Genomic DNA, 10,590 nt, shown 5'->3' with positions numbered 1-10,590 from the left:
TGGTGCATCCGGGAGGATTCGAACCTCCGACCGCTCGGTTCGTAGCCGAGTACTCTATCCAGCTGAGCTACGGATGCAAATGGCGGTGAGGCGGGGATTCGAACCCCGGATGCAGCTTTTGACCGCATACTCCCTTAGCAGGGGAGCGCCTTCAGCCTCTCGGCCACCTCACCACACGCCTCTTACGAGTGCTTCGAAGAACTTGTTCTGCTCATCGTCGCTGCGTGGCGCACATATTACTTTCTGGGACTTATAAGTCAAACAATTTTTCCAGAGCTTTTATCGTTTGCACACTTCACGCTCAATTAGTCTGTAAAAAAGCCAAAAAGAGTGTTTTATCAACAGATAATTTGATGACACGCTGGCCGCCAAAAGCGCACCATATCAACAGTGGGGTTGAAAAAAGTCATGAAGGGACAACGAGGGCGAGCGAGAAGAGAGGCTGCGTCTCACCCGAAAAGTGAGACGCGAAAACCTTAGTAACTGGACTGCTGGGATTTTTCAGCCTGGATACGCTGGTAGATCTCTTCACGATGGACAGAAACTTCTTTCGGGGCGTTCACGCCAATACGCACCTGGTTGCCCTTCACCCCTAAAACTGTCACGGTGACCTCATCGCCAATCATGAGGGTCTCACCAACTCGACGAGTCAGAATCAGCATTCTTTGCTCCTTGAAAGATTAAAAGAGTCGGGTCTCTCTGTATCCCGGCATTATCCATCATATAACGCCAAAAAGTAAGCGATGACAAACACCTTAGGTGTAAGCAGTCATGGCATTACATTCTGTTAAACCTAAGTTTAGCCGATATACAAAACTTCAACCTGACTTTATCGTTGTCGATAGCGTTGACGTAAACGCCGCAGCACGGGCTGCGGCGCCAACGAACGCTTATAATTATTGCAATTTTGCGCTGACCCAGCCTTGTACACTGGCTAACGCTGCAGGCAGAGCTGCCGCATCCGTACCACCGGCTTGCGCCATGTCCGGACGACCGCCACCCTTACCGCCCACCTGCTGAGCGACCATACCAATCAATTCCCCTGCTTTAACCCGGTCGGTCACATCCTTCGACACGCCCGCAATCAGAGAAACCTTACCTTCAACAACCGTTGCCAGTACGATAACGGTAGACCCCAGTTGATTTTTCAGATCATCAACCATGGTTCGCAGCATTTTCGGCTCAATACCAGCAAGCTCGCTGACCAGGAGCTTCACGCCGTTGAGATCGACCGCTTTACTGGAAAGATTTGCACTCTCCTGCGCTGCGGCCTGGTCCTTCAACTGCTGCAACTCTTTTTCCAGCTGACGTGTACGTTCCAGCACGGCACGCACTTTGTCGCCCAGATTCTGGCTGTCGCCCTTCAGCAGATGCGCAATATCGTTTAAGCGATCGCTTTGCGCGTGAACGGTGGCCATAGCGCCTTCACCGGTTACCGCCTCAATACGACGAATGCCCGCTGCGGTGCCGGACTCAGAGATAATACGGAATAGACCGATATCACCGGTACGACTGGCGTGAGTACCGCCGCACAGTTCGGTAGAGAAATCGCCCATGCTCAGAACGCGTACACGTTCGTCATATTTCTCGCCAAACAGCGCCATGGCCCCTTTCGCCTTCGCCGCGTCGAGATCCATGATGTTCGTTTCAATCGGCAGGTTGCGGCGAATTTGCGCATTCACCAAATCTTCAACCTGACGAATCTCCGACGGCTTCATCGCTTCATTGTGCGAGAAGTCGAAGCGCAGCACTTTATCGCTAACCAGCGAACCTTTCTGCGCAACGTGTGTCCCAAGCACCTGGCGCAACGCCGCGTGCATCAGGTGCGTGGCGGAGTGGTTCAGACGGATACGTGCGCGGCGCGCTTCATCTACATCAGCCTGTACCGCATCGCCCACTTTCAGAGCGCCCGCAGACAATTTGCCGAGGTGACCAATCGCCTGACCATATTTTTGCGTGTCGTCCACAGCGAAAGTAAATCCAGCGCCTTTCAGCTCGCCTTTATCGCCAACCTGACCGCCTGATTCCGCATAGAATGGGGTCTGATCCAGCACGACAACTGCTTCCTGTCCCGCGTTAATCGCTTCAACCGCTTTACCATCGACAAACAGCGCAGTCACTTTGCCGTTCAGTTCCAGATGGTCATAGCCTTTAAATTCAGAAGCGCTATCAACGCGGATCATCGCGTTGTAGTCCGCGCCAAAACCGCTAGCTTCGCGCGCGCGACGGCGTTGCTCTTCCATGGCTGCTTCAAAACCGGCTTCGTCGACTTTGATATTGCGCTCACGGCAGACGTCCGCCGTTAAATCGACCGGGAAACCATAAGTATCATACAGACGGAAAGCGGTTTCGCCGTCCAGGGTATCACCCTGCAATTTCGCCAGTTCTTCATCCAGCAGCGCCAGACCGCGCTCCAGCGTACGGGCGAACTGCTCTTCTTCCGTTTTCAGAACCTGCTCGACCTGCGCCTGCTGACGTTTCAACTCTTCGCCTGCGGAGCCCATTACCTCAATCAGCGGCCCAACCAGCTTGTAGAAGAAGGTCTCTTTCGCGCCCAGCATGTTGCCGTGACGAACCGCGCGACGAATAATGCGACGCAGCACATAGCCACGGTTTTCATTCGACGGCAGCACGCCATCGGCAACCAGGAATGCGCAAGAACGGATGTGGTCGGCGATAACGCGCAGCGATTTATTACCCAGATCGGTGGCGCCGGTGACTTTCGCTACCGCTTCAATCAACGTGCGGAACAGGTCGATATCATAGTTAGAGTTAACGTGTTGCAGTACCGCGGCAATACGCTCCAGCCCCATACCGGTATCTACAGACGGTTTCGGCAATGGTTCCATAGTCCCGTCAGCCTGACGGTTGAACTGCATAAAGACGATGTTCCAGATCTCAATATAGCGATCGCCGTCTTCTTCCGGGCTTCCCGGAGGGCCGCCCCAGATGTGGTCGCCATGATCGTAGAAGATTTCGGTGCACGGACCGCAGGGACCGGTATCGCCCATCTGCCAGAAGTTATCCGATGCGTATGGCGCGCCTTTATTGTCGCCAATACGGATAATACGCTCGCGCGGGATGCCGACTTCTTTTTCCCAGATCTCATAGGCTTCGTCGTCGGTTTCATAGACGGTGACCCATAAACGCTCTTTTGGCAGAGCAAACCAGTTTTCACCGGTCAGTAATTCCCATGCGAACTGAATGGCGTCGTGTTTGAAGTAATCGCCGAAGCTGAAGTTGCCCAGCATTTCGAAGAAAGTATGGTGACGTGCAGTGTATCCGACGTTTTCCAGATCGTTGTGTTTACCCCCCGCGCGTACGCAACGCTGGGAAGTGGTTGCACGGGAATAATTACGTTTATCGAGCCCAAGGAAAACATCCTTGAACTGGTTCATCCCGGCATTGGTAAACAACAGAGTGGGGTCATTGTTAGGCACCAGGGAACTGCTGGCAACTACCTGATGCCCTTTACTATGGAAAAAGTCGAGAAACGCCTGACGGATCTCAGCGGTGCTCTTGCTCATAATTATCCTGAAATCAAGCTACACTTCATCCTTCAGGCCGCCTCTGCGTTGGCTGCGAGTTTCCCGGTCACGCGTTCCCGAGGCTCACTTGCCGCTTTGATGCGGCTTGAATGATTTTGTGTATTTAAGGAATATTCGTCGCAGACGCTGTTCGCCGTTAAGCAACCCGCGTCCAGACGGAAAAAGTGGGAATAAGATAAGTTTTCTTTACCGGGAAGTAAAATCCCGTATGCGCTCAATCTGCAAAATTTCGCCATATTTGCTGGATATCGTCCATCAGATACCCGCGATAGAGCAAAAAGCGCTGTACCTTAACCTTTTCTGAAAAGTTTGAAGGGAGCGGCTCGCCATATTTGCGAACGGCCTGTTCACGTGCCATTTCACTCCAGTCAATTTCACATTCTCGCATCGCTTTTTCAGTCGATTCACGGGAAATGCCTTTCTGATTCAATTCCTGGCGAATACGCGCCGGGCCATAGCCTTTGCGGCTACGACTGGCGATAAAGCGCATCACGAAACGCTCGTCATCAAGATAGTGATGTTCGTGGCACCAGGCGATCACGCGTTCATAATCGTCTGCCGTCGCATCAATCTCTTCCGGCCCATTTTTGCCCATCACCGGCGCGGAGAGTTTACGCCGTAATTCCTGCTCGCTGTGATCGCGGACAGCAAGAATACGTACCGCACGATCAAGGAGACGAGCATAAGCGGGACGGCGCGATGTGGGTTCACTCATAAAAAACCTTAACAGGGAGAAATGCCAAAAGGGCCGCATAAATGCAGCCCTTGATGGTAATTTAACGTTTTGCTGAATGGCGGCTTCGTTTTGTCCGACCCACCATCACCTGATGCTTAAAAATCTTCGTTGGTTTCTGCAACGCCTTCGCTATCGTCAACGGCGAAATCGGGCGTGGCATTCTGATTACTCAACAGTAATTCACGAACCCTTTTCTCGATCTCTTTCGCTGTCGCCGGGTTCTCTTTCAGCCAGGTAGTCGCGTTCGCTTTACCCTGGCCAATCTTCTCGCCGTTGTAGCTGTACCATGCGCCCGCTTTCTCGATCAGCTTCTCTTTCACGCCCAGGTCAACCAGTTCGCCATAGAAGTTGATACCTTCACCGTAGAGGATCTGGAACTCGGCCTGCTTAAACGGCGCGGCGATTTTGTTTTTCACCACTTTCACACGAGTTTCGCTACCCACGACATTATCGCCCTCTTTCACCGCGCCAATACGACGGATATCAAGACGAACAGAGGCGTAGAATTTCAGCGCGTTACCGCCGGTGGTGGTTTCCGGGTTGCCGAACATCACGCCAATCTTCATACGGATCTGGTTGATGAAAATCAACAGCGTGTTGGACTGTTTCAGGTTCCCCGCCAGCTTACGCATCGCCTGGCTCATCATACGCGCCGCGAGGCCCATGTGAGAGTCGCCAATTTCGCCTTCGATTTCCGCTTTCGGCGTTAGCGCCGCTACGGAGTCGACCACAATGACGTCCACCGCGCCTGAACGCGCCAGCGCGTCACAGATTTCCAGCGCCTGCTCGCCGGTATCCGGCTGAGAACAGAGCAGGTTATCGATATCGACGCCCAGCTTGCGTGCGTAAACAGGGTCAAGCGCGTGTTCCGCATCGATAAACGCACAGGTTTTACCTTCACGCTGCGCAGCGGCAATCACCTGTAGCGTCAGGGTCGTTTTACCGGAAGATTCCGGCCCGTAAATTTCGACGATACGCCCCATCGGCAGACCGCCCGCACCGAGTGCGATGTCCAGTGAAAGCGAACCGGTGGAGATAGTTTCCACATCCATAGAACGGTCTTCACCCAGACGCATGATGGAGCCTTTACCAAATTGCTTTTCAATTTGGCCCAGTGCTGCCGCCAACGCTTTCTGTTTGTTTTCGTCGATAGCCATTATTACTCCTGTCATGCAACTTGGTATTGAACCGGATAGTGAATTCGTACTGTTGAAGCAATTATACTGTATGCTCATACAGTATCAAGTGTTTTGTAGAAATTGTTGCCACAGGGTTTGTAGCGCGTACGTCGTCGCCTGTCGACGCACCGATTCACGGTCGCCGCTGAAGCATTCCCGACGCGTAATCCCTTCTCCACTGACGCTGGCGAAAGCAAACCACACCGTACCAACCGGCTTTTCTTCACTGCCGCCATCCGGCCCGGCAATTCCGCTAATAGCGACAGCAAAATCGGCGCGAGCGGCCTTCAACGCCCCGATCGCCATTTCGACCACTACGGGTTCGCTGACCGCGCCATGCTGCGCCAGAGTCTCTTCACGCACGCCAATCATCTGCGCTTTGGCTTCATTACTATAGGTGACAAAGCCGCGTTCAAACCAGGCGGAGCTTCCGGCGATGTCGGTAATGGCTTTCGCCAGCCAGCCGCCGGTACAGGACTCTGCCGTCGTTACGGTCGCCCTGCGCGCTTTTAACGCCAGCCCGACCTGCTCGCTAAGCCGCATCAGTTCACTGTCAGTCATCATGACCTCTGTCAGTTAGAAATCCTGCCGCACAAGATAGCACTTTCTCACCAGAGATGGGGACGAGCAGTCGATTTTACGAGTCGGATTCCGAAAAAATGCCAGCAGGTTATTTATGCAGAATGAAAGAGGTAACACATGACTAAATAGCAATACCATGTCGCTAAATTTACACGCACGGAGAGAAAGCAAGGATGTCACTCAAAAAAACGGAAAGCACACAGCACAAACTAAAACAAACCACCCAACTACGGCTGTGGGCCACAATTGGCGGCGTCTGTTCACTTGTCATGGGAGTACTGAATATATTGTCGTCAGGCTATTTTGAACCGTATGATGGCGGTCAAATTATCTTAGGCCTGGGATGTCTGGGATATAGTCTGGCACTATCAAAGAAGATATCCCACTTGCAGGCAGAGAATCAGCCCAAAAAGCCATAATAATAGCGGAGGGGGTGCTCCCCTCCCTAAGCGTAAATTAGCGCACCCGCGCCAGCGCTACCGCCTGGCCCAGTTGCCAAACCGCCATCGCATAATGCGTGCTGTGGTTATATCGGGTAATGGTGTAGAAGTTCGGCAGGCCGTACCAGTACTGGTAGCCCGTACCGATATCCAGACGCAGCAGGCTGGCTTCCTGATGATTGCCCAACGATTGCTGCGGCGTTAAGCCTGCGGCGGCAAGCTGAGAGAGGCTATATTTTGTTTTGAAACCATTCGCCAGCCCAGGCGCCTGACCATTCGCCGGCACCGCAACCGTATCGCCTTTCACCCAACCATGCGCCTTGAAGTAGTTCGCCACGCTGCCGATGGCATCAACCGGGTCCCAAAGGTTGATGTGATTGTCGCCATTGAAATCGACCGCATATTCTTTATAGGAAGATGGCATAAACTGGCCGTAGCCCATCGCGCCCGCAAAGGAACCTTTCAGATTGAGCGGATCGTCTTGCTCATCGCGCGCCATGAGCAGGAAGGTTTCCAGCTCGCCGGAGAAATATTCCGCCCGACGCGGATAGTTAAATGACAGCGTCGCCAGCGCGTCCAGAATCCGCGTTTTCCCCATGATACGTCCCCAGCGGGTTTCCACGCCGATAATCCCCACGATGATTTCCGGCGGTACGCCGTATACCTGCCAGGCGCGGTTCAGCGCGTCTTCATACTGATTCCAGAACGCGACGCCGTTTTGCACGTTATCCGGCGTAATAAATTGTTTGCGGTAGCGCAACCAGGCGCCATTTGGTCCAGCGGGCGGCTGAGTGGTCGGCGCTTGTCTGTCCATCAGACGCAGGACGTAATCCAGTCTTTTAGACTGCGAGAGGATCTCCTGCAGTTGCTGACGGTCGAAACCGTGTTTACTGACCATTTTATCAATGAACTGCTGCGCATTAGGGTTGTTGGCGAAGTCGCCGCCCATTTGCATGACGTTATGCTGCGGCTCAAGCAGGAAGCCGCCGGAAGGCGTGCCCGTCGTCGCTTGAGTCTCGGAAGATTTTGGCTTGCTGCTACAGGCAGCAAGCAATACGCAAAGTGGAAGTAACGCTACATAACGACGCTTGAACATGAGACATCCATTAAACAAATTCAGCCAGGAAGAAGTATGGTAAAGCATCCCCCGCCGCACAAGGAAGCGGCACAAGAGAATAAATCACCTTTCTCCTCTTTTCAGTTTGTATCTGCTCCCCTACCCCACAAACTTTCAACTTAAAATATTTTTCTTTTATTTTGCGATCACAATAACACTTTTGAATCTTTCAACATGATTACAATGAACAGGAAATTAGCAAGAAAACTAAAAACCCTACAGGAGAGAACAATGATCGAAACCATTACACATGGTGCGGAGTGGTTCATCGGGTTATTCCAGAAAGGCGGAGAGGTGTTTACCGGTATGGTGACAGGTATTCTTCCGCTACTGATAAGCCTGCTGGTTATCATGAATGCGCTCATCAATTTTATCGGCCAGCAGCGTATTGAGCGTTTTGCCCAACGTTGCGCCGGAAATCCGCTATCTCGTTACCTGCTTTTACCGTGTATCGGAACATTTGTTTTTTGTAATCCGATGACCCTGAGTCTGGGACGCTTTATGCCGGAGAAGTACAAGCCGAGCTATTACGCGGCGGCCTCCTATAGCTGTCACTCCATGAACGGTCTGTTTCCGCATATCAATCCCGGCGAACTGTTTGTTTATCTGGGTATCGCCAGCGGACTCACCACGTTAGGACTTCCTCTCGGCCCGCTCGCGGTGAGCTATCTGCTGGTAGGTCTGGTGACGAACTTCTTCCGCGGTTGGGTCACCGATCTCACCACCGCTATTTTTGAGAAAAAAATGGGGATTCAACTTGAGCAGAAAGTTCATCTGACAGGAGCGGTATCATGACACGGGTTCGTATTGAGAAAGGCGCCGGCGGCTGGGGCGGCCCGCTTGAACTGGACGTTACGCCAGGCAAAAAGATCGTCTATATCACAGCAGGTACGCGCCCGGCGATCGTCGACAAACTGGCGCAACTAACAGGCTGGCAAGCGGTGGACGGCTTTAAAGAAGGCGAACCGCCGGAAGCGGAGATCGGCGCGGCCATTATCGACTGTGGCGGTACGCTGCGCTGCGGTATCTATCCGAAACGCCGGATTCCAACCATTAATATTCACTCGACGGGTAAGTCCGGCCCACTGGCGCAGTATATTGTTGAGGATATTTATGTCTCCGGCGTAAAAGAAGAAAACATTACTCTTGTCGGCGAAACGCCTGCCAGTCCCCAGCCTGCCAAAACGACATTAGGACGTGACTACGACACCAGCAAAAAAATCACCGAGCAGAGCGACGGGCTGCTGGCAAAAGTTGGTATGGGAATGGGCTCCGCCGTGGCGGTACTGTTCCAGTCCGGTCGCGACACCATTGATACGGTTCTGAAAACAATCCTGCCGTTTATGGCGTTCGTTTCGGCGCTGATCGGCATCATTATGGCCTCAGGTCTTGGCGACTGGATCGCCCACGGCCTGGCGCCATTAGCCAGCCATCCACTGGGGCTGGTGACGCTGGCATTGATCTGCTCTTTCCCGCTGCTGTCGCCCTTTCTCGGCCCTGGCGCGGTTATCGCTCAGGTCATTGGCGTCCTGATCGGCGTTCAGATAGGCCTGGGCAATATCCCCCCGCATCTGGCGCTTCCCGCCCTGTTCGCGATTAACGCGCAGGCGGCCTGCGACTTTATCCCGGTCGGCCTGTCACTGGCGGAAGCGAAACAAGACACCGTTCGCGTCGGCGTACCTTCTGTGCTGGTCGGACGCTTCCTGACTGGCGCGCCCACGGTACTTATCGCCTGGTTTGTTTCCGGCTTTATCTATCAATAAGAGGTTCAGACATGAGCGTGATTTATCAAACCACCATCACCCGTATCGGCCAGAACGCGAAGGAGGCGCTCGGCGAACAGATGCTGATTACGTTTCGGGAAGGCGCGCCGGCGGATATCGAAGAATTTTGCTTCATCCATTGTCATGGCGAACTGACCGGCGCGCTGCAGCCTGGCGCGCGGTGTGAATTGGGCCAACATTGCTATCCGGTCACGGCGGTCGGCAGCGTAGCCGAGCAAAACCTGCGTGAACTGGGGCATATCACTTTGCGCTTCGATGGTCTGCGCGAAGCGGAATTTCCCGGCACCGTACACGTTGCGGGGCCTGTACCGGACGATATCGCGCCGGGCTGTATTTTGACGTTTGTCGCTTAAGGAGAAAAAACATGAATCAAGTTGCCGTTGTCATTGGCGGAGGCCAGACCCTGGGGGCATTCCTTTGCCGTGGGCTTGCAGAAGAAGGATACCGCGTGGCGGTCGTTGATATTCAAAGCGATAAAGCCGCGAATGTCGCCCAGGAAATTAACGCCGATTTTGGCGAAGGTATGGCGTACGGTTTTGGCGCTGACGCTACCAGCGAGCAGAGCGTGCTGGCGCTGTCCCGCGGCGTAGACGAGATTTTCGGGCGCGTCGATCTGCTGGTTTACAGCGCGGGTATCGCCAAAGCGGCGTTTATCAGCGATTTCCAGCTGGGCGATTTTGACCGCTCGCTACAGGTGAATCTGGTGGGCTATTTCCTCTGCGCCCGGGAGTTTTCCCGCCTGATGATCCGCGACGGCATTCAGGGGCGCATTATTCAGATTAACTCTAAATCCGGCAAAGTGGGCAGTAAACACAACTCCGGCTACAGCGCGGCGAAATTCGGCGGCGTGGGGTTAACCCAGTCTCTGGCGCTGGATCTGGCGGAATACGGCATTACCGTACACTCGTTGATGCTCGGCAACCTGTTGAAATCGCCGATGTTCCAGTCACTGCTGCCGCAATACGCCACTAAACTGGGCATTAAGCCCGACGAGGTGGAGCAGTATTACATTGATAAGGTACCGCTCAAACGCGGGTGTGATTATCAGGATGTGCTGAACATGCTGCTATTTTATGCCAGCCCGAAAGCGTCCTATTGCACCGGGCAGTCGATCAACGTAACCGGCGGTCAAGTGATGTTCTGACCGTGAATTGCCGGATGGCGCCGTAGGCCGGATAAGACGGTTACGCCGCCATCAGGCAAAA

11 protein-coding genes and 2 tRNA genes are annotated in these 10,590 nt (G+C 53.5%); 5 read left to right on the top strand and 8 right to left on the bottom strand.

Features of this window, described 5'->3' with window-relative positions; genetic code table 11:
• From ACLJRH_RS19095 to pncC, 7 genes are all read right to left on the bottom strand, one after another.
• Positions 1 to 77 (bottom strand) — tRNA-Arg (locus ACLJRH_RS19095).
• Positions 78 to 80: 3 nt separating this feature from the next.
• Positions 81 to 173: transfer RNA gene (locus tag ACLJRH_RS19090), tRNA-Ser, on the bottom strand.
• A gap of 303 nt (positions 174 to 476) precedes the next feature.
• Complete coding sequence (gene csrA, locus ACLJRH_RS19085) at positions 477 to 662, bottom strand: carbon storage regulator CsrA (RefSeq protein WP_000906486.1); 186 nt, start codon at positions 660 to 662, stop codon at positions 477 to 479.
• 234 nt (positions 663 to 896) lie between these two features.
• On the bottom strand, positions 897 to 3,527 hold the full coding sequence (gene alaS / locus ACLJRH_RS19080; protein WP_000047228.1) for an alanine--tRNA ligase: 2,631 nt from the start codon (positions 3,525 to 3,527) through the stop codon (positions 897 to 899).
• Between the two features lie 235 nt (positions 3,528 to 3,762).
• Complete coding sequence (recX, locus tag ACLJRH_RS19075; RefSeq protein WP_001294863.1) at positions 3,763 to 4,263, bottom strand: recombination regulator RecX; 501 nt, start codon at positions 4,261 to 4,263, stop codon at positions 3,763 to 3,765.
• 116 nt (positions 4,264 to 4,379) lie between these two features.
• Positions 4,380 to 5,441: a recombinase RecA gene (gene recA / locus ACLJRH_RS19070; RefSeq protein ID WP_000963150.1), complete on the bottom strand. Its 1,062-nt coding sequence runs from the start codon at positions 5,439 to 5,441 to the stop codon at positions 4,380 to 4,382.
• 84 nt (positions 5,442 to 5,525) lie between these two features.
• Complete coding sequence (pncC, locus tag ACLJRH_RS19065) at positions 5,526 to 6,023, bottom strand: nicotinamide-nucleotide amidase (protein WP_023136961.1); 498 nt, start codon at positions 6,021 to 6,023, stop codon at positions 5,526 to 5,528.
• Positions 6,024 to 6,217: 194 nt separating this feature from the next.
• Between pncC and ACLJRH_RS19060 the strand changes: the two genes are divergently transcribed.
• The gene (locus ACLJRH_RS19060; protein WP_000053775.1) at positions 6,218 to 6,463 is read left to right on the top strand and encodes a hypothetical protein; all 246 of its coding nucleotides are present in this window, start codon (positions 6,218 to 6,220) and stop codon (positions 6,461 to 6,463) included.
• Positions 6,464 to 6,500: 37 nt separating this feature from the next.
• On the opposite strand, the gene mltB is transcribed toward ACLJRH_RS19060, so the two are convergent.
• Positions 6,501 to 7,580 (bottom strand): lytic murein transglycosylase B, encoded by a 1,080-nt coding sequence (gene mltB / locus ACLJRH_RS19055; RefSeq protein ID WP_000476811.1) that lies wholly within the window; start codon positions 7,578 to 7,580, stop codon positions 6,501 to 6,503.
• A gap of 252 nt (positions 7,581 to 7,832) precedes the next feature.
• Here mltB and srlA point away from each other — a divergent pair, with 252 nt between their 5' ends.
• From srlA to srlD, 4 genes are read left to right on the top strand one after another with little or no spacing between them, the layout of a single operon-like run.
• Positions 7,833 to 8,396, top strand: a complete 564-nt coding sequence (gene srlA, locus ACLJRH_RS19050; RefSeq protein ID WP_000573333.1) for a PTS glucitol/sorbitol transporter subunit IIC — start codon at positions 7,833 to 7,835, stop codon at positions 8,394 to 8,396.
• Positions 8,393 to 9,364 carry a PTS glucitol/sorbitol transporter subunit IIB gene (locus ACLJRH_RS19045; RefSeq protein ID WP_000199039.1) on the top strand — a complete coding sequence of 324 codons (972 nt, stop codon included), beginning with the start codon at positions 8,393 to 8,395 and terminating at the stop codon, positions 9,362 to 9,364. The genes srlA and ACLJRH_RS19045 overlap by 4 nt, the downstream gene beginning before the upstream one ends.
• Before the next feature lie 11 nt (positions 9,365 to 9,375).
• The gene (gene srlB, locus ACLJRH_RS19040) at positions 9,376 to 9,738 is read left to right on the top strand and encodes a PTS glucitol/sorbitol transporter subunit IIA (RefSeq protein WP_001645799.1); all 363 of its coding nucleotides are present in this window, start codon (positions 9,376 to 9,378) and stop codon (positions 9,736 to 9,738) included.
• An 11-nt stretch (positions 9,739 to 9,749) separates the two neighbouring features.
• Positions 9,750 to 10,529: a sorbitol-6-phosphate dehydrogenase gene (srlD, locus tag ACLJRH_RS19035; RefSeq protein ID WP_001077372.1), complete on the top strand. Its 780-nt coding sequence runs from the start codon at positions 9,750 to 9,752 to the stop codon at positions 10,527 to 10,529.
• Positions 10,530 to 10,590: the final 61 nt, after the last annotated feature.

The sequence above is a fragment of the Salmonella sp. SAL04162 genome (assembly GCF_046551535.1).
Classification (GTDB): Bacteria; Pseudomonadota; Gammaproteobacteria; order Enterobacterales; family Enterobacteriaceae; genus Salmonella; species Salmonella enterica.
This window is presented reverse-complemented; position numbering and strand designations above follow the sequence as displayed.